This window comes from Rhizobium album (assembly GCF_003122325.1).
Classification (GTDB): Bacteria; Pseudomonadota; Alphaproteobacteria; order Rhizobiales; family Rhizobiaceae; genus Metarhizobium; species Metarhizobium album.
Map to the genome: position 1 here is coordinate 1 of NZ_QFBC01000001.1, position 24,257 is coordinate 24,257.

A 24,257-nucleotide genomic window follows, 5' to 3' on the forward strand; every position below is an offset into this window, starting at 1 on the left:
GCCATTCCTTCTGGTTCTCTTTGCTGCGCCAATTGATGCACGCCGCCCAAGTCGAAAGGTCATATGACATTTGGATGAATTCGAGGATTTGCCTTCTAATGTCACCCCCCACCATTTGCGTCGAGGGCGCGGGGGTGTCGACGATCTTGCCCAAAAGCTTGCGGCTCATTCGCGGGGTCTGATTCTGGATCTCGGTCAATGCTTCGTTCCCTTCACGATTACGGAGCGGGTTCTGGCGGGCGCGAGCGAGGCGTAGATTGCTCGGATCTGCGTGCGGCTGTGGTCAAGCTCGTAGATCAGCGCGGCGCGCTCTTCGGCGTCTTCGATCTCCGACAGGACGCGGGCTTCCAGGTTCGCGATTGCGATCACGACGGCGGAAACGAGGGGATGGTCAAACCGTGCAATCGTGGTTTCAATGGCAGCCTTGCAAGCTGCGACATGCGCTTCCACCTGCCGGGTCTCCTCCGGATCGACTGCGATATCATCCGCCATTGTTGGCCCCTGACCGGTCGATCTTGATCTTTCGGACGACGCAATCCGGATGGCTGATGCGCACCTTGCGCTCCGCCATCATGCTGTTCGGTGCGACGACGGTTACGACGCGGTCGCCGTCAATGTGGACACGGAACGTCTTGGGGGTGTCGGTGCGGATCATGATAAGGCCGCCTCCTGCATCGCCAGAACGTGCATGCTGACGCGGGGTAACGAAATCGGCATAATGATACCGCCACCGCTGTCTGTCGGGACGCGGCGACGAATGACGATCTTCGTCTCGTCTGATTGCAGACCCTGCCAGCGGGATTCTTCCAGCCAGCGCTGGCGATTGGCGGAGATGTAATTGGCGACGGCTTGATATCGACCTTTGCCATAAGACAGGGCGATATCGCAGGCGCGCCGGCCAGAAAGATAGGCCGACTTGACGGCTTCCTCGTCGATCTCGATGGCGGGCGAACGTTTTTCGATCTTGTTGCGCATGATTACCTCCAGAAATGGAGCGGCATTTGCGCGCCGCTCCGTTGCGGGTGCCGGGTCAGCCGGCGGTTTCGGGGCTGCCCTGGAAGGCCGGCAGTTCCGTTTCGTCGGCCGCGCGCTCCATGACGCGGATCACTTCCTCGGTGACGTAGATGTCAGGGCGGTAGGGAATGATGATCCACTTCACGGCGCCGCCGCCCGGCGTGACGCGGTAGCGCAGACGGACCGGAAGGCGGGTCTTCTCGCCCTGATAGAACGGCGGCAAGGCGATCATGAACAAGCTCGGCACGATGATCTTGGCGCCGGCATTGTTGCGGGTCTGATGGGTTTCCTCCCAGGTCAGCTCGCCTTCACCGGTCGACAGCGTCACGGCACTGGAGACCTTGACTTCGCTGTTGACCTTCAGGCCGCGCGACAGCATCTGCATTTCGTTCGGCGCGGCGAGCTTGCCGCCAAGCAGCTCTTCCCAGTGCGTCACTTCCTCCTCATGCGGAGCGGCAAGCTCGGCGCGGTGGTCTTCGATGAATTCCGCGAATTGCGCCTGGTCGAGCGGCTTGCCGGTGATGCCAATCCAGGCTTCCCATTCTTCCGTGAGCGGGAACGGATAGTGGATGCGATGGCGGCCATTGTCGGCGTAACCGGCGCTGGCCTTCTCGTGATAATCGATGACTGCCGTGAGAGACGGCGAGCGCCAATCGGTGTTGGCGAAAATGGCGCTGTGCTCGGTCTTGTGTCGATTGGTCAGCGCGGTGAAGCTTTCAAGCGTGTTCACCGTGGCCGTGCCGGACTTGCGCTCGGGCGACGTGCGCCATTCCTCGAACAGTGATTTGACGCTCTTGGCCGCGCCGGTCTTGCGGTCGATCAAGACCGGAATGCGGACCGGCAGGCCGTTGCGATTGGCGACGTTGTCATAGGTGACAAGATCCGTGCCGGCGTCATCGGCCAGGGTCTTGAGGAATTCGAGATCGACGGGTGCGCCGACATTGAGGAGTGGTGATGCCAGCGCCTCAAGCGGCTCGGCGGCAATGTTTTCAGTTTTCGTCATGGATTTTCCTTTCTGACGATCGGGGGTTAGCGGTTGTGGATGATCTCGCGGGGGCCGCCGATCATGTCCATTTGCTGTGGGTGCTCGGTGGAAAGGCCGCCGTCGTCGGTGGTGAAATAGACGGTGGTGCGGCGCTTCAGCTCCGGCAGCTTCGGCGTCGGGATCTTCGGATTGATCTCGACCATCTCGCCGCCGTCCTCGACGACAAGATTGAGCTGCAGTGTGACGGTGCTCTTGAACGTGCCGCGCGGGTTATCGCGAGACATGTCGACCAGCGCCTTGATCGTGCTGGTCAGTGTAGCGGTCAGATCCTCGTTGACCTTGCCGGATTCCAGCATGGTCAAAAGGATCTTCGCATCGCGGATTTTCATGGATGCTTCCTTTCGTGACGGCCGCCCTTCGCGCCGGCGGCGTTGGCGCGGGTTACGGCGTGGCGACGATCGCCAACGCGGCCAGGCTGGTTGCGAGCGGCAGAAAAACCATGAGCGCGAGCAGCGCGAAGCTGGCGTTTTCGCGGGCATCACGGTCGAGGAATGGGGTGAAGTGGTTCATGAGGTTGCCTTTGCATCCGTTTCGGATGCCGCCTCCTGTCCCTGAGGCGGACACCGAAACCGGATCTGTCAGGCCATCTCGGCGAGGCGGACGCGCTCCGCGACGGCGGCGGCATTGCGGGCCTGGCTCTCTTTGCTGATGCCGGCGCGCTCAAGCTCGCGTTCGGTCATTGCGCCGCGTTCCTGCCAAAGGCTGAACATGTTGGCACGGTCGCGACGGTCGGCGGGGGAAATTTCGATCGTGGGCATTGCGGGCTCCTTGGTGCTCCCATCTGGCGCTATGCCTGCCGCCGATGGCTCTAAAGGAAAAGAGGGTTTCCATCGGCGGCCGGCATTCGCAGTGTCCCGCATGGGGGGAGATTAGCGGGACGAACACAAAATGGCACCAAAAGCCATTTTGTGTCAATCCATAAAATGGCACTTTATGCCATTGCGGCCGAGTTGTGCGGGGAATAGCTTACAATCAACACACATGGAGAGGATGAATGGGTCTGTCGGGGATAGCGCTTGAAGTTGCGAATCTGATCGAAAGCCGGCCGCTGCCAGCGACCAACATTGTCCTGCTTGTGCCGGACGATGAGGTAGAGGAGCAGTTTGGCGATGGAAGCTATGGATACGCGGAGGGGCAAAGCTTCATTATCGAGTACATGGATGCGGCCAAAAAGGCATCGCGGCGACCCATTACGGTTTTTTCGATCGATGCCGGCGCGAATGGCGTTCCGATCCTGAAGGCTCGCTGCCACCTAAGGAAGTCAACGAGGGCGTTCAGAATTGACCGCATCAAGTGCTGCATTGATTTCGATGGCGAAATCTTTGATGATGTTTTGGTTTACCTAGTTGATAACTTCGGCATGCATCCGGCCTTCGCCGCTATGTCTTCCAGTTTCGAGCCGAAAAATAGCTGGGCTGCGGTGTTGGATGCAGTCCGAGATGATGCAATTATTCTCGCGGCAGTTGCTCACTCAGACGGGCAATATCATCCATCCGAAGCTGATATGGTTACGGAGTATCTATGCAAACTTGCCGAGCGTAAGGGCGCGATGTTGGCGCCCGCAGAAGTGCTAGCCTTATCGCGCTACGCAAACAAATTGCGACCGAATTACGATCGAATCTTTCATGCATTGAGCCGGCTGCAGCAAGCCGGCACAGCTCACTGTGAGCGTCTAATTCGGGCCTGCGTGGAGGTCATGGATGCTGATGGTTCCAGAAAACCCCAGGAACGGCAATTGATAAACGAGATTTCAATCGAACTGCTCGGTGCAGCGACGACTGCCTAAGAGCCAAGCAACTCAGAGTATTCGATCACCTTGTGAATGGCGATCACATATTTCCCAGGAATTGTGATTGTGCCAACGGGGTTTAGTTTTCGAAGTATGACTTTTTCGCCGTTGCGTGTCTCAAGAATGCCGATGGAGGCCAAAAGTGGACCGGATTCTGCGCGGCGTTCCTGTACTACCACCGCATCCCCTACTCTTGGCGGTCGGAATTCGCTGACTACGATCTTCTCTCCGTGTCTGAACATTGGCTCCATTGATAGGCCGTCGACATAGAGCGCATATATGCCGCGTGCATTTTCAAGAGTTTTTGGTGTGTCGATGTAGTCAACTGGTCCATCGGTGATCTGGAAGTGACCCTCAAGTAGTGAACCTGCTGCCGAGCCCATTACCGGAATCTGTGGGACATCACTTGTCGTGCGTGCCTGCGCTACCCGTGGCACCGAGTCTGTTGATACGTCAGGCGCAACTATCAACTCGTCGATCGACACACTCAACGCAGCCGCGATCTGCTGGAGTCGGGAGCCGCTCGGCTCAAGGCGACCCTTCTCGATTTTATTGATCGTCGATGCATCCGTTCCAATGGCGGCTCCGAGTTTTTCCATCGACATCTTTTTGGAGCGTCGAATCTTTTCGATACTGTTTTTCATTTTCGAATCAGTTTGTTGAGGGTTGCTTTTAATGTGAGATAATATATGGCGTTTTTTGCCAAAAAATGAATGGCCGCCTGTGCCAACATTGCGGTTGACAAAAATTGGCCCATGATGCCATTTTATGGTGCATGAAGCTAAGCGAGTGGCGACTGACGCAAAAAATGACCTTGGCGAGCTGCGCACTTCGGCTTGGTGTTGGGCACGCGCGCAATTTTCAGAAGTATGAGACCGGAGAAAATCGTCCCGATGCACCGATGATCGACAGAATCATCGAAATGACCGGTGGCGCAGTCACGCTTCAAGATATGCACGAGGTTCGACTTGAGTGGCTTCGGGAACACAAGCCAGATGTTTTCATAATTCCTGCAATCGCGGCCGCGGGATGACGCGCCTCTTCCAAATCTTCCGGCCTTCAGCGCCTTGGCGCCCGCAGGGCTACGCCGCCACTCGCCATGGTGCGCGGCGTAGCATTTTTCTGTCTGTATGCGCGATCCTCCCCGCTGCGTCGGGCTACCGGCCGGGACAGGCTCTGCCTGGCGAAGCGTCCCTTCCTTCTTTTCTTTTTGAGAGGTGTTGCCATGCGATGGCTCGGCGTCTTGCTGCATTCCGTCCTCCCTTGCAAGCGCGGCTCTTGCGACAACCGCCTTGTTATCGCGGCGATCTGCGATTTGCGCGACGAGGTCGAAAGGCTGCGGGCGGAGATCGTCCGACTTCAGGGCGACGTCATGGGAAAAATATATCGGAAATGATCTTCGAGGCCGCGCCCAAGGCCTCATCCTCAAGATGGTGGCGTGACAGCTCGATGTCCACCGTCTTTCGCATCGCGCCGAGGATGGCATCCCTCTCGTCACGGGGCTTCTCGTCCACCAGAGATCGAACGACGGCGCGAAGGACCGCCGCAAGGGCGGCGTTCTCTGCGGCGAGGATTTCCCGCGAGGGCTTTCGTGGTTTTCGAGGCGCCATTCTGTCTGCTCCAGCGTCGGACGGTTGCGCGATGAATAAACATCAGGTCGGTCGAGCGAGTCCACCGGCCTCGGAATGTTTCTGCCGCCATAATCTTGCATGTGGTCCCCCTTGATATGACGGCCCGATTGTTACGGCGCCGGTGAGCGCCGATCACTGAATCTTTTTCCGATCCTTTTTCCTTGACCGCTTTTCAGGGGTGTTTTCGTGCGCACACTTTCCGAAATCAGCCTACGGGCGCTGAAGGCTGCCACAGCGGCGGCCTTCGATCTTGCCGGCGGCGTCACGCTGCTGTCGCAACTGCTTCGAATGGGGATTCCGACGCTTTCGAAATATGCCTCGTTCAACGAAGAGCACGGGGACAATTTTATTCGCGTCGACCTGGCGGTCGAGGCTGACCGGCGGGCCGGCTCGCCAGTGATCACCGCGGCGATGGCGCGGGAACTCGGCTATCGCCTGGTGCGCGAAGAGCGCGTCGGCGGATCGCCTCTGGAGTTTTGTCACCGCACTGCACTCCGGCTGAACGCGGATCTCGTCGACGTAATCCGTGAAATCACCGCTGCCCTCGACGATCTCAAGATCGATGCCGGCGAGCGGAAACGCATCCTGAAGGAAATCAACGAAGCCATTCGCGCGCTGGAACAGGCTCGCGACCAATTGACGGGGGTGTGACATGGCGATCTCGAATTCTGCCGACATTCGATCCTCTGGCCCGCCGGTCGGGCCGCGTGCGCTTGCTTTTCTGGCGCGGGTCCGGCTCGCGTCAGGTGCGCTGCGCGCCGGGCGCAACGCGGAACGCGAGGCGGGGATCGCCTGCTGCAATGCGCGCCTGCTGACGCAGGATTGCCGCGATGACGATCTGTTCCGCATCACGCCGGACGGGATTCGCTACCTCGACCGGCTGCTGAGGTGCGAATGATGGCGGCCTCGTTTCCGAAACCGGGCAAGGCCGGGCACGAACTGCTCATCAAGGCAGGCGCCGAAGGCCAGATCGTTTGCCTCGGCGCTCAATACGGCGTTGCGAGCCGTCTGGCCGGAAAGGGGTTTTTGCGCCGTGATCCGGCGCGGCGCGCGGCGACCGAAGGCAGCCTCTGGAATTTGACGGATCGCGGGCGGGAGTATCTGACAAGCGTCGGTGAGATTGCAGTGGCGGTCGCCGCCAAAGCAGATGTGCCCGCATTGGCGGCCAAGTCGGGGCGGGCAGCGCAGTTGCTGCGCGATGGCGACGTGATGGCCGCGCGCATGCTGGCCTCGGGCGTGTACGACGAGGCGCAAGCTGCCGGACGTTTCGCCAGCCGGTTCAAAGCGCGGGAAAGTCTGGACGCCTGCCGGCGGATTCAGGCGGATGCGCTCCTGATCGAAAGCCGCGCGATGATCCGCATCGCGGAGGAGGTCGATACGGCGCAGGATGAGGGGCGTGTCCTCAAGGGCAGGCCTAAAAGTATTTCAGACGAAAATACTTTCCGTCTCGACGATGTGGGTCTTACGGCGCAGCAGGTGCACGCGGCGCGCAAGCTGGCGAAGGCTGAGAAAAAACAGCCGGGCATCGTGGAGCGCGCCATTCAGGAAAGGTTGCGGGCTGGACTGGAACCGACGCGGGCCAATTTGAAGTCGGCCATCGGTGCGAAGACGGCGACGCGGGAAGAGCGCGGTCACAACCTGTACGAAACTCCGCCGGAAGCCATGTTTGCTCTGCTGGCGATGGAGCGATTTTCGAAGCTCGTTGCAGAACCGGCTTGCGGACGGGGTGCAATAAGCCGCGCGCTGGAGGCTGCCGGTCATGATGTGATTCTGGCCGATATTGTCGATTACGGCACGGCGGATCGCGACGGCACATTGCAGTTCGTCGGCGACTTCATGCAGGGCGGGCGGTTCTGTCCCGACGAGTACGATATCGTCACCAACCCGCCTTATGGCGACGAGATGAACGCCTTCATGGCGCATGCGCTTCGCGTCCACCGACCGCGCAAGATGGCGCTGCTGCTCAACTGGAATGCGTATGGCGGGTACGAGGATGAAGATCGGAACTTCGTCTTTGAGGATATGCGCCCGGCGCGGGTCTACATGTTCAAGCACAGACTGCCGATGATGCACCGCGACGGATGGGACGGCGCGAAGGCCAGCTCGTCGATGAATACGGCGTGGTTTGTCTGGGAGCGCCAGGCAGACGGGAGCTATGGGCAGCAGACGGTTCTCAACCGGGTGGACTGGGCGGATTACATGCCGGCCGTGGCGGAAAGCGAGGCGGCGTGAGCGAGTATGACCCGCAGAAAGATGCTTTTGAAAGCTACAACGTCGCGATCGCCGCCAATCGGGCTCGACTGCTGCAGGAGCGCTGCCCGGCAGCAAAACGTGTCCAGGTGATCGGCCAATGTGAGCTTTATCTCGGCAATTGTATGGAAATTATGCCGGCGTTGGGCAGGGTTGATGCCGTCGTTACGGACCCGCCGTATGGCATTGGCCGCTCGAAAGGAATGGGCCTCGGCGGCAAGGGCCTCGGTGGCAAACGTATATCGCGAACTTACGAAGGTGAGTGGGATGATTCAAGGCCGTCGCCTGAATTCTTCGAGCGCATCCTTGATCAGGCAAAGCGTCATATAATTTGGGGAGGAAACTATTTCTCAGATTTGCTGCCTGCATCACAGAAGTGGCTGTGGTGGGACAAATTGCAGACCATGCCAAGCTACTCGGATGGAGAACTGGCTTGGACCAGCCTCGATGGCACTGCGACAAAGAAGTTCGTTTTCAACGGCAACGGCATGCTGGGGAAGGAAAAGGATCGCCAGCATCCGACACAGAAGCCGGTCGAATTGATGCGCTGGTGCCTCGGTCTTGTTGCGGACGCGGGCGTCATCCTTGATCCCTTTATGGGCAGCGGCACTACGGGCGTAGCGTGCGCAAGGGGGGGGGCGGGCCTTTGTAGGCATCGAAATCTCCGAGGCCTATTTCGATATCGCCTGCCAGCGCATCCGCGATGCTTATCGGCAGCCGGATATGTTCGTCACGCCAGCGCCGACCGCGAGAGCCGAGCAAATCGGCTTGGATCTGGGGGGCGGTGAGACATGAGCGAACGCACCTTTCCGGAAGAGATGATCGAGGCGAATGGCGAGCGCATTCTCGCCTCGAAAATCGTCTGCGCTGAGTGCGGCTCGGTGGGCTTCTACCCGCACAAGCGCGGGGCGCGACGGCGGCCGCCGACTGCGGTCATTCAGCATTTTCACGCGATGGGTTGGTCTTTGAGGGGTGCGAAGGATCGTTGCGTTGAATGCGCACGCGCGCGCCGCAGTAAAAAGGGGACAGGTATGGGCAAGGCCTTTGAAGCTGCCGAACGGGCTGCGGTTGTGGACATCGTCGCGGTTTCGGCTGCGCGTGCGCCGACGTTCGAAGAACGGCAGATCATCAATCTCAAGCTGGTTGAGGTCTATCTCAATCCGGAAGCCGGATATCGGCCCGGCTGGACGGATACCCGTGTCGGGCGCGATCTGGGTTACCCTAAGGAATGGGTGACGGATATCCGCGCGGCAATCTTTGGTCCGGAGGGCGTGACGCCGGAAATCGAGGCTTTCCTGGCTGCCTCTGAGAAGGTGGTGGCGGCTTTTTCGAAGCTGGAAGGCGATCAGGTTGCCATCGCTCGACGAGTGGCGACGATGCAGGGTGAGCTGCAGGAGGCCATCACCGAAATTCGGGCGGCCTTCTCGACGATCTCGGCGCAGATGGCCGAGACGCGGCGCCTGGAGGCGAAGATCCGGAAGGAAATCGGGCAGTGAACGCGGCGCTTCCAATTATCGAGGCGCTTGACAGGTGCGCCTGCAACGCTGCGCGAGCCGCTTGGCTCGTGCGAGCGCCGCTTAAAATCTTGGTGCTCTGCGAGGGCACAATCAGGAACCGGCTCACCGTTGCCTTCTTCCATGATGGCATCGCCTATCTGGAGGCGGAGTTGCGCGACATGGATGCGTGGCGTCGTCATGATGGTCTCGTGTCTGTCGACCTGCTGGCGGCGAGGGGGCGAATGAGAGCGCTTGCCGGCGATTTGCTGCTGCATGATTTCGAGGTGCTGCAGTGAGCCACGACGCAACCAACTGGGCGATCAAGCAGCGCGGTCTGAAGCCGGCCGTAAAGATTGTTTTGTGGAACCTCTGCGACCGCTTCCATCCTGACCATGGCTGTTTTCCGTCGCAGGAGACGCTTTCCGACGATTGCGAGATGCCGAGATCGACCTTGAATGTCTACCTCAATGAGCTGGAAAACATCGGTCTTATCCGTCGTGAGCAGCGGCGTGAGCGGGGTTCGAAACGGCAGGAATCAACGCGGTATCGCTTTGCTTTTGAAGACGGTTTTGAGCGCAAAACCTGTGAAAAGCCGAGTCCAGAAACTGGACACGGAAACGACGAAGCCGAGTCCAGAAATCAGGGCGAGCCGTGTCCAGAAAATGGCGAAAGCCGAGTCCAGAATCTGGACAGTAACCCTGTAAAGGAACCAGTAATAGAACCCGTAAGGGAGAGAGAGCGCGAGCGAGACGACGAAGATCGTAAAAAGATCGAACGCGACTTCTGGGGCTTGGTGAAAGACTGGCCTGGCTTCGCCGGCATGCCGAAAGAGCCGGCCAAGGCGCCGTTCATGCGTCTGACGGCTGACGAGCGCCGGATGGCTATCGAGCGGTTCCCTGCATGGATCGCCATGCTGAAGGCGCAGAAGAAATCCCACGTGCCGGCGCCTTCCACCTACCTGCAGCAGAGGCTGTTCCTCGACGTACCTGATCGCGCCGCAGACCCTGCCGCACCGCAGCTGCATAACGCCTTTTCGAAGCCGTGGATGGCTTTGTGGCTTTCGGAGCTTTGCAAGCCCATGGCCACAGCATTCCCTGCGCCGTCAGGTTTTCAGCGGATGGAAATGCGGGATGCCGAGCGGGCGAAAGCGATCGAGCTTGAGCGCAGGACGAAATACGGCTGGCCGAAAGCGGCGGGCATGGCGGCAGAGCCGAGGCCGGCAACAGTGCCTTCCAGGATCGCCGCACTCGCCGAAGGGTTCGAGCGAGCGCACCGCGACAGTGACCGGTATTGGCAGTGGTGCGAGATGCATCGTCGGCTTGGCCTGCCGTGGTTCGCCGATACCGGGCACGAATGGTTCTTCTTTCCGGCAGGTGATCCGGAGAGCGCAATGGCAAATTTTCGGGCAGCTATCAACGAGGGACGCGACGATGATGCACAACACTAAGATTTACGCCGTGAGTGAGGCTTATGACGAAAATCGGTATCAGTCCGCTCTCGCCAAGGGGCGAAATTGGCGCGAACTGAAGGTCTCCATGCTGTCGATGGCAGAAGCGAGTCAGCAGGGCGATAAGCGCTGGTACGTGCTCGATGTGCTTCACGGGAGGGAAAAGGCTGTGGAAAAGCGTCTCGCGGCCAAAGGTATTCATGTGTGGCTGCCGCTTTGGCGGGCTGGGGTCTTCTGGCAGCGCGGGCGGAAGATGGTGCATCCTGAGCGTCCCGTAATGCCTGGTTACGTGCTGGCTTGCATCGTGCCATCAAGTGCCGCCTTCGCCGGCATCGTCTTTCAAAAGGGTGTCGAAGGCTTCGTTGGCGGCAACGAAGAGCCGTACTGGATTCGCGATGACGAAGTTAATCGCTTCAAGGAGATCGTTGGTGACAGCGAGCAGGGCCAGTACATCAAGGCCGATCGTCCAAGCTTTGAAGTGGGCAATCAGGTTCGCTTCGAGGAAGGGTTGTTCATAGGATTTGTCGGCCAGCTGCAGAGCGTCCGCAGCATGGTGATCGCCCGTGGGATGCCTAAGGTGCAGGTTGAGGGAAAGGTGAAGGTGGTCGTCAAAGGCAAGGAAAGCGTGATCACCACGCCTCTTGCATTCCTTGCCAAGCTCTGACAGCTATAGCAACGGATGATCTGTTGATCCTGAGTGTACGTTTGACTCGTCGGCACGACCGGCCAGGAGTGCGGGAGACCGCCACGTTGGTAACCGGACAGACCCTGACCTGACCGCCTCGCATTTGAGGCACCGATTCAGGCCAAGTGCTACTGCTATGACTTCAGATGATGATGTGAGGCGCTGTTCGGGTTAGCAGTCGTGTTTGCGAGCCTTACATCTCAAGCGGCCCGGCGGTCATCCGGAGGCGACAAAGGCGGCCAATTGGTCGCCTTTGCTGTTTCTAGAGTATGGGCATCGTGCCCGGTCTCATCCGTTACATCGTGAGGACGAAGCATGACGCAGGTTGATAGCGCATCTGATGGCCGCGTTGCCAATAACGCCGTTCGTCACCAGTACCGTGTGCTGAGTGATGATGAGAAAGCGCAGATGGTCGCGATCAAGGACAAGGGGCTTGAGTTGCTTAGCCTGATCGACGCTGCGGGCAGTTCGCGTGAGCTGTCGATTGCGAAGACGAAGACTGAAGAGGCTGTCATGTGGGCGGTCAAGCATATCACTGCTTGACCGGCGGCCATGTCGCCCAAACTGAAAAAGATCTCCTCCTCGATCCCGATCATAGATGCGCGGTCTGTCAGGCCGCCGGCAAAGACTGCTGATCCGTTCTATCTGTCGGTAGAATGGCGGGCGCTGATGAAGAGCGTTCTGAAGGTTCGAGGGCGCCGGTGCGAGGAATGCGGGCGAACCGATACACGGATCTTCGGTGATCACATCGTTGAAGTGCGGGACGGCGGCGCGCTGCTGGACCCCGCTAACGTCAGGTGCCTTTGCGGATCGTGCCACACCCGCAAGACGGCGGCGGCGAGGGCGAAGCGGATGGTGGCAAGGCCGTGACAGCCTCAGGGTCCGCCTTTGACCCCTCCCAGGGGGGGGGCGGGTCGAAGTCTGGAGGCCGGGAGGGGTCCCAACCGCATGGGTGGCATTCAGAGGTTTTTTTTCGTTGAGGCCGAATTTCTGAGGTCTCTGGCGGCCACTTAATGAGGCCGGCTTTAGCTGCCTGCCGCAAGCCTTTGAAATCATTAAGTGAAGAGCCGGGCATTCCGGAAAACGCCTGCCTCGTCGCTGGAATTCCCGGCATTTATTTACATTTTGGGAAGGGTGTGGCCGCGGTGGTCAACTACGATCTTTTCGGCGACGTCGTCCCGGAGGGCCTGGGAAAGCGGGGCCGCCCCCCGCATGTCGTGAACGATGCCCGGCGCGCGAAGGTCATGCTACTGATGGCGATCGGCCGTAAGAACTCCGAGATTGCAGCAGCACTCGGTATTTCCGAGCCGACCTTGCGCAAGAGTTATCGCGCCGAAATGCGTTCGCGAGAAGAGGCGCGGTTCCGCGTCGAGGGCGAAAATCTGCTGAAGCTTTTCGAGCAGGTCCATGAAGGCAACGTCGCGGCAATCAAGGAGATGCGCAAGGTGCTCGACAAGGCCGAGGCTGGCGACGGCGAATTTTACAAGCGCGCCGCTGCGAATGCCACGAACACAAAAGCTCCGAAGGAAAAGAAGCTCGGCAAAAAAGAGCAGGAACTGAAGGATGCCATTGAGATGAGCGACGACACTCCGCTCGGCCGGCTGATGAACCAGCGCGCCAATCCGGATCGGATGAACTGATGCTGACGCCGCAGGCGCAATGGGATCTCAGTTGCGTTGACTGGGAAGAGCGTATCGTTTCCGGTCGGTCGCTGATCCCGGATCTTCCGCTTTTCGCCGACGAGGCCGAGATGGCTGTGAATGTCTTCGATGAGCTGCGCTTGCCTGACGTGCCGGGGATGCCGAAAATGCGTGATGCGGCTGGTGATTGGTATCGCGATATTGTTCGTGCTGTTTTCGGATCGCGCGACCCGAAAACCAACGAGCGGCTTATCCGGGAGGTCCTGGCGCTTGTGCCTAAAGGGCAGTCGAAAACGACCTACTCGGCAGGCCTGATGGTCACCGCGATGGTTATGAACCTTCGGCCGCGAGCGGAGATGCTGTTTGTCGGCCCGACGCAGGCAATTTCCGACCGTGCGTTCGCGCAGGCGAAAGGAATGATCGATGCAGACCCGGATCTCTACAAGCGGTTCGACGCCAAGGAGCATCTAAAGGAAATCCACGACCGTGTGAACGGCACGAAGATGAAGGTCAAGACGTTTGCGCTCGATATCCTGACCGGGTCTATGCCGGTTGTTGTCCTGTTGGACGAACTCTGGTTGCTGGGGCGGAATGCCTACGCGACGAAGGTACTGCGCCAGATCCGTGGCGGTCTCGAAAAGAATTCGGAGGGCTTTTTCCTCATCATCAGCACCCAGAGCGACGAGGCGCCCGCCGGCGCCTTCCGCGATGAGCTGATTCAGGCACGCAAGATTCGCGACGGCAAATATCGCGGCAAGACGATGCGGGCGATGCTGCCGGTGTTGTACGAATTTCCGGGCGAGATCGGCCGCAATCCGGCGCTGTGGCAGGACCCGAGTAACTGGTCCATGGTGATGCCGAACCTTGGGCGCTCAATGAGGCTCGACAGCCTGATCAAGGATTGGGAAGCGGAGCGCGGCAAGGGCCAGAAGGATATCCAGATCTGGGCGAGCCAGCATCTGAACATTGAAATCGGCGTTGGCATGAAATCCGACGCGTGGCCTGGCGCCGAATTCTGGGCGCGGCGCGAGGATGCCAGTCTGACGTTTGACTCCTTGATTGAGCGCAGCGAAGCCATCGTTGTTGGCATTGATGGCGGCGGTCTCGACGATCTCTTCGGGTTTGCTGCCCTCGGCCGCGAACGTGGCACGAAAAACTGGCTGGCATGGTGCCATGCCTGGTGCCACGATGGCGTGCTGGAGCGGCGGCAGAGCATCGCCACGAAGCTCACCGACTTCGCGACCGCCCAGGAACTGACGATTGTTGACGACCGGTTGCAAGATCTGAGTGAAATCGTCGGCATCATCGAGCAGATCCACGACGCCGGTTTGCTTGCCTGCGTAGCTATTGATGCAGAAGGCCCCTATGGCGAACTGGTCGATGAACTGGCGAAGATCGGTATTACCGAGGATGGCGGCCTTGTTGTTGGTGTCGGCCAGGGCATCAGGTTGATGAATGCGATTAAGACCGCCGAACGTCGGCTAGCGCGCGGGACACTGGTACATGCCGTCAGCCGGTTGATGGACTGGTGCGTTGAAAACGTGAAGATCGAAGCGACGGCCACGGCGATCCGGGCGACGAAGCAGAATGCCGGCGACAACAAGATCGATCCATGGATGGCATTGATGGATGCGGTCACCGTAATGAGCAAGAATCCGGAAGTCGCTCGAGCCCCCGAATACCAGATGTTCTTCGCCTGAGGAGGCAAATCCATGAACCGCGCCTATTCCATCCTGACCGTGAAAGCGGTCGAGGAAGAGCAACGCATTATCCGTGGAACGGCAACGACACCCAACGCTGACCGCGTCGGCGATATCGTCGAACCGTTGGGCGTCCAGTTCAACAATCCGATGCCACTGCTGCATCAGCATAACCACCATGAACCTGTGGGGACTGTGACGTTCGACCGGCCCACGAAGGCGGGCATCACCTTCGAAGCACGGCTTCCGGTTATCAATGAGCCTGGTTCGCTGAAAGACAGGGTCGATACCGCCTGGGGTGAGGTCAAGCTCGGCCTAGTGCGCGCTGTATCGATTGGTTTCCGGCCGGTTGAATACTCGTTTCTCGATGACGGCGGCATTCGCTTCAGCAAATCCGAAGTCTACGAACTTTCGCTGGTGACCGTCCCGGCCAATGCCGACGCCACCATCGATCTTGTCAAGTCGATCGATGCCCCTCTGCTTGCCGCGTCTGGCAAACAGCAGACCGCATCCGACCGGCCTGTCCGTCCCGGCGTCTCGGGTTCCACCGCGAAGTCAGTCAATCCAGCGCCCAAGAAAGGGACGAAAATGAAAACCATTGCCGAACAGATCACGGCCTTCGAAGCGACCCGCGTGGCGAAATCCGCCCGTATGGACGAAATCATGGATGTCGCGGCCGACAAGGGCGAGACGCTCGATGCCGCTCAGAAGGAGGAATACGACACCCTTGCCGGTGAGGTGAAGGAAATCGACGAGCATCTCGGCCGTCTGCGCGACCGCGAACGTTCGCTGGCACAGAAGGCGACGCCGGTCGGCGGCGTCAGGGACCTTGCCAGCGGATCGGAAGTTCGCGGCGGCATTACCATTCAGGTCAAAGGCACGAACCTGCCGAAGGGCACAGCGTTCACGCGCTACGCGATGGCCCTGGCTCTCGGCAAGGGCAACCTGATGCAGTCCGTCGAGATCGCGAAGAACTGGCACGACAGCACTCCGGAAGTAGAGACCGTGCTGAAGGCGGCCGTCTCTGCTGGTTCGACGACGGATGCAGACTGGGCGAAGCCGCTCGTAGAATATCAGAACATGGCTTCCGAATTCGCCGAACTGCTGCGTCCCCAGACCATTATCGGTCGAATCCCTGGTCTGCGTCGCGTGCCGTTCAACATCAAGATCCCGCGTCAGACGGGCGGATCGTCTGCGTCCTGGGTCGGTCAAGGCGCCCCGAAGCCCGTCAGCGAACTTTCGTTCGACCAGATCACGCTGGGCACGACCAAGCTCGCTGGCATCGTCGTTTTGACGGAAGAGCTGGTCCGCGCTTCCAATCCGGCCGCGGAAGGCATTGTGCGGCAGGATCTGTCTGACACGATCATCCAGACCATGGACAAGGACTTTGTCGACCCCGCAAAGGCGGCGGTGACGGATGTCTCTCCGGCTTCGATCACCAACGGCGTCACGCCCGTAGTTGCGAGCGGAACTGACGCCGATGCTGTCCGGCTCGATGTGAACAAACTTTTCATGAAATTCCTGACCGCGAATCTGTCCATTGCAGGTGCGGTCTGGGTCATGTCTGAAACGCAGGCTTTGGGGCTGGCGATGATGCTGAACCCTCTTGGGCAGCCGGAGTTTCCCGGAATCCAAATCAGTGGATCCTCCGGTGGCACCTTCTTCGGCTTGCCGGTCGTGCTGTCGGAGAATGTCACCGCCAATCCGGGCAGCGGCTCGCCCGTGACCGGCGCCGGAGCCCGTATCATCCTGGCGAAAGCGAGCGAGGTGCTGCTTGCTGATGATGGTCAGGTCATGCTCGACGCCAGCAACCAGGCGTCCCTGCAGATGGACAGCGCGCCGACCAATCCGCCGGTGGCTAACACGGTCATGATTTCCCTCTGGCAGATGAACATGGTTGGCATCCGCGCCGAGCGGTACATCAACTGGGCCAAGCGCCGCGCGGGAGCGGTCCAGTACATCGACAGCGCGAAGTACGGCGTCGCCTGACGCCTGCTGAGACTTGGGGCCGGTGCTCTGCCGGCCTCACACCTCTCTTCCCGCTGGAGACTGACGATGAAACTAGTGGCAACGAAATCCATGACATATGCGACCCGTCGATTGATGGCTGGCGACAGCTTCGAGACGCAGCGAGATCGCGATGCCCGCATTCTGATCGCCATTCGCAAGGCTCGCCCGGCTGGTGAAGAGGAAGTCATCGCCGAAAGCGAACCCGCGATTGGTGCTGGTAATCACGATCTCGATTCCGCCCGGGCGGCGTACGAGGCTGCCCTCGGGAAAAAGCCCTTTCATGCCTGGGATGCAGCAACGTTGCGCGAAAAGATCGCGGCATCGCAGCAGGGCGCTTGATCATGAAGTCGTCGGTCCCGCTTGTGCCCCGCGAGAAGTCGGCTCGCACTTTGTCTGCCGTCGATAATCGCGGCGGCTGGTGGGGTATGATCAAGGAGAGTTTTACCGGAGCCTGGCAGAAGAATGTCGAGGTCAAGGTCGATACGGTGCTGACATACAGCGCGGTCTTTCGGTGCATCTCCCTGATCTCGTCCGACGTCGCGAAAATGCGGATCCGCCTGGTGGAGATGGATGCCAATGGCATTTGGACCGAGGCAGATTCGCCCGCATTTTCGCCGGTACTGCGGAAGCCAAACCGGTGGCAGAACCGTATCCAGTTTTATGCCAATTGGGTGGAGTCGAAACTGATTCACGGCAATGCCTACATCCTCAAGGAGCGGGATAACCGTGGTGTCGTGGCGGCCATCTATGTGCTGGACCCCAACAGGGTGAAGCCGCTGGTGGCCGAGGATGGCTCCGTCTACTATGAGATGGGCCGCGATCCGCTCGGCGGTGTCGTTCAGGCAAGCGTTACCGTGCCGGCCTCCGAGATCATTCACGATCGCTGGAACACGATCTATCACCCGCTGATCGGCACGTCGCCCATCCATGCATGCGGGCTTGCGGCTGTTCAGGGCCTCAAGATCCAGACGAACAGCGTTCGCTTTTTCGGGAATGGTTCTAACCCCGGCGGAGTCTTGACTGCTCCCGGGGCCATCTCAAAGGAAAATGCCGAGCGTCTCAAGGCGCACTGGGAAGCGAACTACTCGGGCGAGAATGTCGGCAGGACTGCTGTCCTCGGCGATGGCCTGAAGTATGAAACGATGGCAGTAAAGGCGACCGACGCGCAGCTGATCGAGCAGCTAAAGTGGTCGGCTGAAACCGTCTGCTCCACATTCGGTGTGCCTGCCTACATGGCCGGGGTGGGTGCGGCGCCGCTGAACAACAATGTCGAAGCCCTCGGTCAGCAATATTATTCGCAGTGCCTGCAGATCCTGATCGAGAGCATTGAGCTTTGCCTTGATGAGGGTCTCGGATTGACCGCTGCGAAAGACGGCCGAAAATATGGCACGGAATTCGACCTCGATGATCTCCTCCGCATGGACACTGCGACGCTGATCGTGGCCGAGGCCGCCGCTGTCGGCGGCGGCATCAAGGCGCCCGACGAATCCCGGAAACGGCTCGGCCTGAAGCCGGTGGCAGGTGGCGATACGCCTTACATGCAACAGCAGAACTACTCGCTTGCCGCACTCGCGCGGCGCGATGCGCAAGCAGATCCTTTTGCGAGTGCTGCGACGGCTGCGCCGGCCGTGGAGGATACGCCGCCGGAAGCGCCTGCAAATGACAATGCCGAAGCCGAGGCGCGTGCTGCGCTGGTCGAGATCTATAAGGGGCTGCGCTGATGTTCGATGGAAAAGCCTTCGGCGCCGAGATCGTATCGGTCGTCAAGGACTACCTTGCCAAGGAGATCGACGGCTTGTCGCAGCGCATCGGTGCTGTCGAGCGCCAATTGTCAGAGCTTCCGGTCGCTCGTGACGGGAAGGATGCCGATCTCGATGTTGTACGCCATATGCTGCAAGACGAGATAGGTAGCCTACGGCAGGATCTGGTCCGAGATCTTGTCCCGACTTTCGAGCTGCCCGATATCGACACTCTGGTTTCCGAAGCGGTTGGACGCTTGCCGCCAGCAAAGGACGGTGAGCCCGGGACGAACGGCAAGGATGTCGACATGGGCGTAGTTTCCGAGCTTGTGAAAGCGGAAGTCGCGGCCAAGGTGCTGGAGTTGCCGCAGCCGAAAGACGGCGTGAGCGTTACAATCGAAGAAATGCGTCCGGTGATCGACATCGCCGTCGATGCCGCCGTGAAGGCCTTGCCGCCTCGGATCGACGGCAAAGATGGCGTCGGTCTGGCGGGAGCCTTCATTGACCGATCCGGATCTCTCGTAGTGACGCTCACGGATGGCAAGGCGGTCCATCTTGGCGAGGTGGTCGGCAAGGATTCGGACGAGCGACTGCTGCAAGAGAAGATCGACCAGCGGTTTGCGGCGCTCCCGAAGCCTCGAGATGGTGTCGACGGTCTCGGGTTCGATGATCTGCAGGCAACGTTCGATGGTGAGAAAACTATCCGCCTGAGCTTCGTTCGAGGCGGTCAGTCGAAGGAGTTTGCCTTCACCCTGCCGATCGTCATCGATCGTGGCGTCTATAAAGACGGACACAGCTATACGGCTGGCGATGGCGTAACGTGGGGCGGGTCTTTCTGGATCGCACAGTCCGATACCAATGAGAAGCCGGATAGCGGCAAAGGCTGGCGTCTGGCGGTTAAAAAAGGCCGGGACGGCCGGCATGGTGACCCTGGCAAGCCCGGTGAACCGGGCAAGCCGGGTATGCGCGGACGCGATCTAACGCAGGTCGGGCCAGATGGTACGAAATGGTGATCACCCCGACTGGTTTCAGGACTGGCGCGGACAGATCGTCACTATCGTGGCATCGGGACCGTCGGCGGTCGCGGCCGATTTTTCGGGTTGTTCGCGCGCAGGAAGATTTGTCGCGATCAACAATTCCTGGCGTCTTTGCCCGCGGGCGGATGTGCTGTATGCGAGCGACCCGGAATGGTGGCTGCGCTCCGGTGTCCCTTGCGAGATACCAGGACTTCGCGTTGGTCGCGAAGGGGCGCCCGGTGTCTCCTCGGTTCAGATTGCAAAGCGTCCTTGCGGACAGTGGGTCGATCGAATTGTTCTGGAGCCGGCGGGAACGATCGGTTCTGGCGGATGCTCAGGGTTCCAGGCGCTCAATCTGGCTGTGCAATTTGGCGCTCGCGACATTATCCTCGTCGGATTCGATGCGTCAATTTCATCGGGTTTGCACTGGCACGGTGCGCACCTTGATGGGCTGGGAAACCCCCACGAGGGGACGGTCGAATACTGGCGGCAGTGCCTCGACGATGCCGCGATGGATCTCGACCGTATCGGGTGCCGCATCATCAACTGTTCGCAATCCAGTGCGCTGAGGGCATATCCGAAAATGGACCTGGCTGCGGCGTTTGAACACCTCAAGAAATCGAAAGCCCAATGAGCAACACCTCTTTCGTTGTCGTCACCGCAGCTCCTGAAACGACGCTTCTGACGGCGGAAGAGCGTCGGGCCGCAGCTGGTCTCGGTTCGGCCGACGCGTCGCGAGATGCTGATCTAGAAGCGCTTGATGAGCGAGTGGCGGCGGCGATTGCAACGGAGTGCAACATTGCCGCAGCCGATGAGGGTGAGGATCCACCAACGCTGCGCAGAGAGCGCCTTCGCCAGACGATTGATCTAGATCATAAGGAGGGGGTTGTGGTTCTCTCTCGTCGACATGCAATCTCAATCGTTTCCGTCAGCCAGTCTGGCGCAGTCATTGGTCCCGACAACTTTCGGGTCAATTCTGGGGCAGGCCTGCTGTCTCATCGCAGTGGGGTTTGGTCCGGTACGGTCGTGGTCGAATATTGGGCGGGGTTCACTGATGTCCCGGACGATCTCAAACAGGTCGCAATAGAGACGATGCGCTCTTACTGGATCGAGATGACGCGCGACCCGACTGTCAAAGCGCATTCGATCGAGGTTGATGGCGTCGAAACGATCCGTACCGATTTTTGGGCGGGCGCACTCCCTGGGAAGGCGAGTGGTTCGAGCCTGCCGGCTTCGGTGCTGGGAAGTCTGGCTCGGTACAGAAACGGAATCTACGCATGATTGATCTGTCTGATACGCCCGCAGGCACGATCGCCCGCCTGGACGATGCTCTGTCCAGGCGCGGAGAAACCGTTCGCATTCGTCGTGGTTCGATCGAAGAAAATGTTCGGGCATTTGTACGAAAATCCAAGCCTGAAACGCTCGGGGCAGGCATTGCTCAAGGAACCCGAGTGATTGTGTTCTCACCATCCTTCCTCGGAAATTTTGGAGGGACAGTTAAGGGCGGTGACTGGATCCGCATTGGCGACTATCCGGAAATTGTTATTGATGAACGGCCCGAGGTGATCCGTATGAATGGCGTCATTGTCCGCATCAACGCAACGGTGACAGGCTGATGGCGAAAAACTATCGGCAGATTTTCAGTGTTGTGGCCCGCGAGACAATCGAAGAGACGCGGAAAGCGCTGGTTGCACTCGCGAAGGAAAAGCATGCGGAAGTGATGCGGGCCGCACCGCAGCCAACGCGTTTTGAGCGTTTCGTTGACGGGAAGCGCGGCGCTCCTGAGGATGCGGTGAAGGCGGGTGGCATGATCCGCTACCTGTATCCGCGACTTGCCGAAGTGGTGCAGTTCGCCCTGGAAACTCTGTTCGATCTGTCACCTGTCTTGTCGGGCGAGTATCGAAACAGCCATGTGCTTCTTGTGAACGGTGTGCTGGCCCGAAATATGGAGGGCTATGCCGGCGGTGAAGTAGTCATCACCAACGTGCAGCCGTACGCCCGGAAGATCGAATTGGGCGCGATGAAAATGCGCGTTGACGGATCGAGCCGCGTCTATTTCCAAGCCGCAGATATGGTACGGGGCAGGTTCGGGAATGAGGCCAGCATCGGTTTCACGTATCGCGCTGTTGTAGGTGGGGGTATCGTGAGTGGGCGCGCAGGCAACAAGGCTGGGCTCCGATATCCTGCCCTGGTTATTGAGGAGCGCTGAGATGGCGACCTTTTCCGATGCGGTGAACGCGATTGAAGCACGGTTGCGCGACAACTGGTCCGCAACGCCTATCGCATTCGAAAACGACAACGAACCGGAAACTGCCGGCCCGGATGGGAAGCGTAAACCGTGGGTGCTTTGTGAGGTAGTCACTACGCGCAGCGCCATCAAAAGCGTTGGCCGGCCTGGAAACCATATCACGGTCACCAACGGCATTGTCGCCCTCACGTTGTTTGTGCCGCGAGGTGGCGGAAAGACCGGCCGTGAGCAAGCTCGCATCCTTGCGGATGATCTGGCTGACATCTTTCGAACCGTGCGTTTTCACCAAGTCGAGCCCGGAGTGTATGTCCAGACCTGGACACCGGAAATCGGACCGGGGAACCACGCGAAGTCGGAAAATCCGTCCGGCTCATGGTGGGCGATGAGCATCATGACGCCCTTCGAATTCTACCACCGGGCTTAGCCCATTCCAGTCCACTGCGGACTACCTGCCCTTTGGTCAGCGCCTTGGGCAAGCGCATATCCATGTCCAAGAGGATCTGACGATGCCTTACCAAACAGGCCGCAATATCGAAGTGGCGTATAAGCTCGAAACCAACTACGGCGAGCTGCCCGGTGCATCTGGCGCGAAGGTATTCCGCCCGAATTCTGGCGGCATTACTCTGAGCAAGGAGCCTATCCGGTCCAACGAAAACCGGCGGGACGGGATGACGACGCGCGGCCGCCACGGTTCTCGGACCGTGAGCGGTAACTACGCGGCGGATATTTCCCTCGGCTCGTATGACGATCTGATTGAGGCCGTGCTTCGCGGCACTTTCGAACCGGAACTAACTATCACCGAGGCAACCGCGGGCCTCACCAGCATCACGACGACCGGCAATACGATTGTCGCGGCGGCCGGTTCGTGGATTACTGCCGGTCTCCGCGTCGGAGATGTTTTCCGGCTCGAAGATCACGCGACGGCGGCCAACAACAACCGCAATCTCCGTATCACGGGCCTGACCGCCAGCACGATTACCGTGCCCGATGATTTGACCATCAATGCTGTAGCGGATACCGGATTTACCATCGTGCGGCCGAAGAAGGTCATCCAGGGGATGGTGCCTCGGTCCTTCGCGATTGAAGAACGTGAAATCGATATCGATGGCTCGGAAATCTTCACCGGCAATCGTGTCGGCCAGCTCCAGATCCAGTTGCAGCCGAATGGCATGGTCATCCTGACGTTTTCGTTTGTCGGCCAGGACGGGCAGGTTATGACCGGGGCCTCGTCCCCGTATTTCACGACGCCGAGCGAAACCGTTTCCGAAGGCATGACGGCTGTCGAGGCAATCATCCGTCTTGGCGACCAGGATGTGCTCGACATCTCGTCGCTCGATCTGACCCTAAATCTGAATGCTGCCGGCGTGCCGGTTGTCGGCTCCAACGTCACGCCAGACGTTTTCACGAACCTCATGAATATCGACGGCACGATTACAGCCTTGAAGGGCGATGTCGCTCGCGTCGAGCAGTTTATCGAGGAGGAGGTCTTGAGCCTGCATCTGCTCTTCACCGAGAACGAAGGCGAGCCCAAAGACTTCTGCAGCTTCTACCTCGGCAACTTCACGCTGGCGTCAGCCACGAAATCCGAACTCGGTTCGGACGGTGCCCGCACGCAGAGCTTCGGCTTGCTTGTCGGCAAGGATCAGCGCGGCGGAGCCCATGACCCCACGATGATCAAGTTCCAAACCAGCGCGGCGTAAGCCGACGCACGACAACGAGGATACCTGCAATGAATGCTGAAACGAAAATCCGCGACGCGGCGAAAGCGCTGCTGGAAGCTGTCAAAGAGGGAGGGGCCGCTGGCCTCGTCGTCCAGTGGCCGACGCGCCCTGAGGGCTTGGCCTCGATCGCAATCAGCGAAACAGCGAAGGCTGTGGCGATTATCCCGGCACCATCCCCGGTCCCCACGCCTGAAACGGCACTGGTCGTTCGCGACGAGCCAGCCGTTGACGCGCCGCGCGCACGCCTCCCGAAGGCGTAACCAGATCGGCGGCCCGAACCGCCGATGGAATTGCTGCAGCATGCGGAGGGCGTTCGGGCGCCCTCCGCTCCTTGCCCGAAAAAGGAAAACCCCATGAATGAAAAAATAGCCGAATTTAGCAGTTTCGATCTGGAATCTGTCGAGACTGGCAAAATGGTCGTCGTCATCAATGGAAAGCCATCCGACTGGATTTGGACATTTGCCGGCCCGGCGCATCCCCGAACGATCGAGCACGGCGAACGCGTTGCTCGCGAAGTTCTGCACCGTGAACGCCAAATGGACCAGGCTGCCCGCAATGGGAAAAAGGTCAAAGTTCCGGAAGAGAGCCTTGAGGAGTTGCGGTCGAAGAACATCGAATCCGTGGTGAACCGCCTGCTTGGCTGGTCTCCCGTTAATCTCGACGGACAGCCGCTTGAATTCTCGCCGGAAGCGGCGCGTGCATTGCTTTCTGACCGAAAGAAGCAATCGCTCATGACGCAGGCCCTGGAGTTCTTGGCGGCTGACGATTCTTTTATTCGTCGCTCGGGCGGGAACTGATCGATTTCGCCGAGCGCCATCTGACGCTC

The 24,257-nt window shown here is 59.4% G+C and carries 36 protein-coding genes; 25 read left to right on the forward strand and 11 right to left on the reverse strand.

Annotated features, from left to right (window positions below):
* From DEM27_RS34335 to DEM27_RS00030, 8 genes are all read right to left on the reverse strand, one after another.
* Nucleotides 1-199: hypothetical protein (locus tag DEM27_RS34335; RefSeq protein WP_205908852.1), on the reverse strand; the 199-nt coding region annotated here is incomplete at its 3' end.
* Entirely contained in the window at nt 196-492 is a 297-nt protein-coding gene (locus DEM27_RS00010; protein WP_109456151.1) for a hypothetical protein, read from the reverse strand. The genes DEM27_RS00010 and DEM27_RS34335, both read right to left, overlap by 4 nt.
* Nucleotides 482-655 carry a hypothetical protein gene (locus DEM27_RS33815; protein WP_165823308.1) on the reverse strand — a complete coding sequence of 58 codons (174 nt, stop codon included), beginning with the start codon at nt 653-655 and terminating at the stop codon, nt 482-484. Before DEM27_RS33815 ends, DEM27_RS00010 begins: the two co-directional genes overlap by 11 nt.
* Nucleotides 652-975, reverse strand: coding sequence for a hypothetical protein (locus DEM27_RS00015; RefSeq protein WP_109456152.1), 324 nt, complete (start codon nt 973-975; stop codon nt 652-654). Before DEM27_RS00015 ends, DEM27_RS33815 begins: the two co-directional genes overlap by 4 nt.
* A 55-nt stretch (nt 976-1,030) precedes the next feature.
* Nucleotides 1,031-2,017, reverse strand: a complete 987-nt coding sequence (locus tag DEM27_RS00020) for a DUF2303 family protein (RefSeq protein ID WP_109456153.1) — start codon at nt 2,015-2,017, stop codon at nt 1,031-1,033.
* A gap of 26 nt (nt 2,018-2,043) precedes the next feature.
* Entirely contained in the window at nt 2,044-2,388 is a 345-nt protein-coding gene (locus DEM27_RS00025) for a hypothetical protein (RefSeq protein WP_109456154.1), read from the reverse strand.
* A gap of 52 nt (nt 2,389-2,440) precedes the next feature.
* The gene (locus tag DEM27_RS34930) at nt 2,441-2,569 is read right to left on the reverse strand and encodes a hypothetical protein (RefSeq protein WP_280954501.1); all 129 of its coding nucleotides are present in this window, start codon (nt 2,567-2,569) and stop codon (nt 2,441-2,443) included.
* A gap of 68 nt (nt 2,570-2,637) precedes the next feature.
* The gene (locus tag DEM27_RS00030; protein WP_109456155.1) at nt 2,638-2,817 is read right to left on the reverse strand and encodes a hypothetical protein; all 180 of its coding nucleotides are present in this window, start codon (nt 2,815-2,817) and stop codon (nt 2,638-2,640) included.
* A 236-nt stretch (nt 2,818-3,053) separates the two neighbouring features.
* On the opposite strand from DEM27_RS00030, the gene DEM27_RS00035 reads away from it, so the two are divergent.
* On the forward strand, nt 3,054-3,845 hold the full coding sequence (locus DEM27_RS00035) for a tellurite resistance TerB family protein (protein WP_109456156.1): 792 nt from the start codon (nt 3,054-3,056) through the stop codon (nt 3,843-3,845).
* On the opposite strand, the gene DEM27_RS00040 is transcribed toward DEM27_RS00035, so the two are convergent.
* The 3 genes from DEM27_RS00040 to DEM27_RS00050 form a co-directional block, all read right to left on the reverse strand.
* The gene (locus DEM27_RS00040; RefSeq protein ID WP_109456157.1) at nt 3,842-4,492 is read right to left on the reverse strand and encodes an XRE family transcriptional regulator; all 651 of its coding nucleotides are present in this window, start codon (nt 4,490-4,492) and stop codon (nt 3,842-3,844) included. The genes DEM27_RS00035 and DEM27_RS00040 overlap by 4 nt on opposite strands.
* A gap of 137 nt (nt 4,493-4,629) precedes the next feature.
* Nucleotides 4,630-5,100: a hypothetical protein gene (locus DEM27_RS33820; protein WP_165823309.1), complete on the reverse strand. Its 471-nt coding sequence runs from the start codon at nt 5,098-5,100 to the stop codon at nt 4,630-4,632.
* 118 nt (nt 5,101-5,218) lie between these two features.
* A complete protein-coding gene (locus tag DEM27_RS00050; RefSeq protein ID WP_109456159.1) occupies nt 5,219-5,458 on the reverse strand; it encodes a hypothetical protein in 240 nt (79 codons plus the stop codon).
* Between the two features lie 207 nt (nt 5,459-5,665).
* On the opposite strand from DEM27_RS00050, the gene DEM27_RS00055 reads away from it, so the two are divergent.
* The 24 genes from DEM27_RS00055 (at nt 5,666) to DEM27_RS00170 (ending at nt 24,228) form a co-directional block, all read left to right on the forward strand.
* Complete coding sequence (locus DEM27_RS00055; RefSeq protein ID WP_109456160.1) at nt 5,666-6,130, forward strand: phage regulatory CII family protein; 465 nt, start codon at nt 5,666-5,668, stop codon at nt 6,128-6,130.
* A gap of 1 nt (nt 6,131) precedes the next feature.
* Complete coding sequence (locus DEM27_RS00060) at nt 6,132-6,377, forward strand: hypothetical protein (protein WP_109456161.1); 246 nt, start codon at nt 6,132-6,134, stop codon at nt 6,375-6,377.
* Nucleotides 6,374-7,711 carry a TRM11 family methyltransferase gene (locus DEM27_RS00065; protein ID WP_245445588.1) on the forward strand — a complete coding sequence of 446 codons (1,338 nt, stop codon included), beginning with the start codon at nt 6,374-6,376 and terminating at the stop codon, nt 7,709-7,711. The genes DEM27_RS00060 and DEM27_RS00065 overlap by 4 nt, the downstream gene beginning before the upstream one ends.
* Nucleotides 7,708-8,517: a DNA methyltransferase gene (locus tag DEM27_RS00070; protein WP_109456162.1), complete on the forward strand. Its 810-nt coding sequence runs from the start codon at nt 7,708-7,710 to the stop codon at nt 8,515-8,517. The genes DEM27_RS00065 and DEM27_RS00070 overlap by 4 nt, the downstream gene beginning before the upstream one ends.
* Nucleotides 8,518-8,520: 3 nt before the next feature.
* On the forward strand, nt 8,521-9,225 hold the full coding sequence (locus DEM27_RS00075) for a hypothetical protein (protein WP_128755403.1): 705 nt from the start codon (nt 8,521-8,523) through the stop codon (nt 9,223-9,225).
* Nucleotides 9,222-9,521 carry a hypothetical protein gene (locus DEM27_RS00080; protein ID WP_109456164.1) on the forward strand — a complete coding sequence of 100 codons (300 nt, stop codon included), beginning with the start codon at nt 9,222-9,224 and terminating at the stop codon, nt 9,519-9,521. The genes DEM27_RS00075 and DEM27_RS00080 overlap by 4 nt, the downstream gene beginning before the upstream one ends.
* Nucleotides 9,518-10,672: a helix-turn-helix domain-containing protein gene (locus DEM27_RS00085; protein WP_109456880.1), complete on the forward strand. Its 1,155-nt coding sequence runs from the start codon at nt 9,518-9,520 to the stop codon at nt 10,670-10,672. The genes DEM27_RS00080 and DEM27_RS00085 overlap by 4 nt, the downstream gene beginning before the upstream one ends.
* Nucleotides 10,656-11,336, forward strand: coding sequence for a transcription termination/antitermination protein NusG (nusG, locus tag DEM27_RS00090; RefSeq protein WP_165823310.1), 681 nt, complete (start codon nt 10,656-10,658; stop codon nt 11,334-11,336). The genes DEM27_RS00085 and nusG overlap by 17 nt, the downstream gene beginning before the upstream one ends.
* Nucleotides 11,337-11,672: 336 nt before the next feature.
* A complete protein-coding gene (locus tag DEM27_RS00095) occupies nt 11,673-11,900 on the forward strand; it encodes an Acb2/Tad1 domain-containing protein (protein WP_109456166.1) in 228 nt (75 codons plus the stop codon).
* A gap of 126 nt (nt 11,901-12,026) precedes the next feature.
* Nucleotides 12,027-12,227, forward strand: a complete 201-nt coding sequence (locus DEM27_RS34510) for an HNH endonuclease signature motif containing protein (RefSeq protein ID WP_245445631.1) — start codon at nt 12,027-12,029, stop codon at nt 12,225-12,227.
* Between the two features lie 266 nt (nt 12,228-12,493).
* On the forward strand, nt 12,494-12,997 hold the full coding sequence (locus DEM27_RS00105; RefSeq protein ID WP_245445590.1) for a helix-turn-helix domain-containing protein: 504 nt from the start codon (nt 12,494-12,496) through the stop codon (nt 12,995-12,997).
* Nucleotides 12,997-14,697, forward strand: coding sequence for a terminase large subunit (locus tag DEM27_RS00110; RefSeq protein WP_109456169.1), 1,701 nt, complete (start codon nt 12,997-12,999; stop codon nt 14,695-14,697). Before DEM27_RS00105 ends, DEM27_RS00110 begins: the two co-directional genes overlap by 1 nt.
* Nucleotides 14,698-14,709: 12 nt before the next feature.
* Nucleotides 14,710-16,686: a phage major capsid protein gene (locus DEM27_RS00115; RefSeq protein WP_109456170.1), complete on the forward strand. Its 1,977-nt coding sequence runs from the start codon at nt 14,710-14,712 to the stop codon at nt 16,684-16,686.
* 75 nt (nt 16,687-16,761) lie between these two features.
* The gene (locus DEM27_RS00120; RefSeq protein WP_128755404.1) at nt 16,762-17,046 is read left to right on the forward strand and encodes a hypothetical protein; all 285 of its coding nucleotides are present in this window, start codon (nt 16,762-16,764) and stop codon (nt 17,044-17,046) included.
* Nucleotides 17,047-17,048: 2 nt separating this feature from the next.
* Nucleotides 17,049-18,428, forward strand: coding sequence for a phage portal protein (locus DEM27_RS00125; RefSeq protein WP_109456172.1), 1,380 nt, complete (start codon nt 17,049-17,051; stop codon nt 18,426-18,428).
* Complete coding sequence (locus tag DEM27_RS00130) at nt 18,428-19,459, forward strand: hypothetical protein (RefSeq protein WP_205908853.1); 1,032 nt, start codon at nt 18,428-18,430, stop codon at nt 19,457-19,459. Before DEM27_RS00125 ends, DEM27_RS00130 begins: the two co-directional genes overlap by 1 nt.
* On the forward strand, nt 19,443-20,096 hold the full coding sequence (locus tag DEM27_RS33430; RefSeq protein ID WP_128755405.1) for a hypothetical protein: 654 nt from the start codon (nt 19,443-19,445) through the stop codon (nt 20,094-20,096). The genes DEM27_RS00130 and DEM27_RS33430 overlap by 17 nt, the downstream gene beginning before the upstream one ends.
* The gene (locus DEM27_RS00140; RefSeq protein WP_109456174.1) at nt 20,093-20,743 is read left to right on the forward strand and encodes a hypothetical protein; all 651 of its coding nucleotides are present in this window, start codon (nt 20,093-20,095) and stop codon (nt 20,741-20,743) included. The genes DEM27_RS33430 and DEM27_RS00140 overlap by 4 nt, the downstream gene beginning before the upstream one ends.
* Nucleotides 20,740-21,078, forward strand: a complete 339-nt coding sequence (locus DEM27_RS00145) for a hypothetical protein (protein WP_109456175.1) — start codon at nt 20,740-20,742, stop codon at nt 21,076-21,078. The genes DEM27_RS00140 and DEM27_RS00145 overlap by 4 nt, the downstream gene beginning before the upstream one ends.
* Entirely contained in the window at nt 21,078-21,671 is a 594-nt protein-coding gene (locus tag DEM27_RS00150) for a hypothetical protein (protein ID WP_109456176.1), read from the forward strand. Before DEM27_RS00145 ends, DEM27_RS00150 begins: the two co-directional genes overlap by 1 nt.
* Before the next feature lies 1 nt (nt 21,672).
* On the forward strand, nt 21,673-22,134 hold the full coding sequence (locus DEM27_RS00155; RefSeq protein ID WP_109456177.1) for a phage tail terminator-like protein: 462 nt from the start codon (nt 21,673-21,675) through the stop codon (nt 22,132-22,134).
* An 82-nt stretch (nt 22,135-22,216) separates the two neighbouring features.
* Nucleotides 22,217-23,410, forward strand: a complete 1,194-nt coding sequence (locus DEM27_RS00160) for a phage tail tube protein (protein ID WP_109456178.1) — start codon at nt 22,217-22,219, stop codon at nt 23,408-23,410.
* A 29-nt stretch (nt 23,411-23,439) separates the two neighbouring features.
* Nucleotides 23,440-23,691, forward strand: a complete 252-nt coding sequence (locus tag DEM27_RS00165; protein WP_109456179.1) for a hypothetical protein — start codon at nt 23,440-23,442, stop codon at nt 23,689-23,691.
* Between the two features lie 93 nt (nt 23,692-23,784).
* A complete protein-coding gene (locus DEM27_RS00170; RefSeq protein WP_109456180.1) occupies nt 23,785-24,228 on the forward strand; it encodes a branched-chain amino acid ABC transporter in 444 nt (147 codons plus the stop codon).
* Nucleotides 24,229-24,257 lie beyond the last annotated feature (29 nt).

Coding starts and splice junctions, on each gene's coding strand:
- DEM27_RS00010 (WP_109456151.1), bottom strand. CDS start 492: ATGGCGGATGATATCGCAGTCGATCCGGAGGAGACCCGGCAGGTGGAA.
- DEM27_RS33815 (WP_165823308.1), bottom strand. CDS start 655: ATGATCCGCACCGACACCCCCAAGACGTTCCGTGTCCACATTGACGGC.
- DEM27_RS00015 (WP_109456152.1), bottom strand. CDS start 975: ATGCGCAACAAGATCGAAAAACGTTCGCCCGCCATCGAGATCGACGAG.
- DEM27_RS00020 (WP_109456153.1), bottom strand. CDS start 2,017: ATGACGAAAACTGAAAACATTGCCGCCGAGCCGCTTGAGGCGCTGGCA.
- DEM27_RS00025 (WP_109456154.1), bottom strand. CDS start 2,388: ATGAAAATCCGCGATGCGAAGATCCTTTTGACCATGCTGGAATCCGGC.
- DEM27_RS34930 (WP_280954501.1), bottom strand. CDS start 2,569: ATGAACCACTTCACCCCATTCCTCGACCGTGATGCCCGCGAAAACGCC.
- DEM27_RS00030 (WP_109456155.1), bottom strand. CDS start 2,817: ATGCCCACGATCGAAATTTCCCCCGCCGACCGTCGCGACCGTGCCAAC.
- DEM27_RS00035 (WP_109456156.1), top strand. CDS start 3,054: ATGGGTCTGTCGGGGATAGCGCTTGAAGTTGCGAATCTGATCGAAAGC.
- DEM27_RS00040 (WP_109456157.1), bottom strand. CDS start 4,492: ATGAAAAACAGTATCGAAAAGATTCGACGCTCCAAAAAGATGTCGATG.
- DEM27_RS33820 (WP_165823309.1), bottom strand. CDS start 5,100: ATGCAGCAAGACGCCGAGCCATCGCATGGCAACACCTCTCAAAAAGAA.
- DEM27_RS00050 (WP_109456159.1), bottom strand. CDS start 5,458: ATGGCGCCTCGAAAACCACGAAAGCCCTCGCGGGAAATCCTCGCCGCA.
- DEM27_RS00060 (WP_109456161.1), top strand. CDS start 6,132: ATGGCGATCTCGAATTCTGCCGACATTCGATCCTCTGGCCCGCCGGTC.
- DEM27_RS00065 (WP_245445588.1), top strand. CDS start 6,374: ATGATGGCGGCCTCGTTTCCGAAACCGGGCAAGGCCGGGCACGAACTG.
- DEM27_RS00075 (WP_128755403.1), top strand. CDS start 8,521: ATGAGCGAACGCACCTTTCCGGAAGAGATGATCGAGGCGAATGGCGAG.
- nusG (WP_165823310.1), top strand. CDS start 10,656: ATGATGCACAACACTAAGATTTACGCCGTGAGTGAGGCTTATGACGAA.
- DEM27_RS00095 (WP_109456166.1), top strand. CDS start 11,673: ATGACGCAGGTTGATAGCGCATCTGATGGCCGCGTTGCCAATAACGCC.
- DEM27_RS34510 (WP_245445631.1), top strand. CDS start 12,027: ATGAAGAGCGTTCTGAAGGTTCGAGGGCGCCGGTGCGAGGAATGCGGG.
- DEM27_RS00110 (WP_109456169.1), top strand. CDS start 12,997: ATGCTGACGCCGCAGGCGCAATGGGATCTCAGTTGCGTTGACTGGGAA.
- DEM27_RS00115 (WP_109456170.1), top strand. CDS start 14,710: ATGAACCGCGCCTATTCCATCCTGACCGTGAAAGCGGTCGAGGAAGAG.
- DEM27_RS00125 (WP_109456172.1), top strand. CDS start 17,049: ATGAAGTCGTCGGTCCCGCTTGTGCCCCGCGAGAAGTCGGCTCGCACT.
- DEM27_RS00130 (WP_205908853.1), top strand. CDS start 18,428: ATGTTCGATGGAAAAGCCTTCGGCGCCGAGATCGTATCGGTCGTCAAG.
- DEM27_RS33430 (WP_128755405.1), top strand. CDS start 19,443: ATGGTACGAAATGGTGATCACCCCGACTGGTTTCAGGACTGGCGCGGA.
- DEM27_RS00140 (WP_109456174.1), top strand. CDS start 20,093: ATGAGCAACACCTCTTTCGTTGTCGTCACCGCAGCTCCTGAAACGACG.
- DEM27_RS00145 (WP_109456175.1), top strand. CDS start 20,740: ATGATTGATCTGTCTGATACGCCCGCAGGCACGATCGCCCGCCTGGAC.
- DEM27_RS00150 (WP_109456176.1), top strand. CDS start 21,078: ATGGCGAAAAACTATCGGCAGATTTTCAGTGTTGTGGCCCGCGAGACA.
- DEM27_RS00155 (WP_109456177.1), top strand. CDS start 21,673: ATGGCGACCTTTTCCGATGCGGTGAACGCGATTGAAGCACGGTTGCGC.
- DEM27_RS00160 (WP_109456178.1), top strand. CDS start 22,217: ATGCCTTACCAAACAGGCCGCAATATCGAAGTGGCGTATAAGCTCGAA.
- DEM27_RS00165 (WP_109456179.1), top strand. CDS start 23,440: ATGAATGCTGAAACGAAAATCCGCGACGCGGCGAAAGCGCTGCTGGAA.
- DEM27_RS00170 (WP_109456180.1), top strand. CDS start 23,785: ATGAATGAAAAAATAGCCGAATTTAGCAGTTTCGATCTGGAATCTGTC.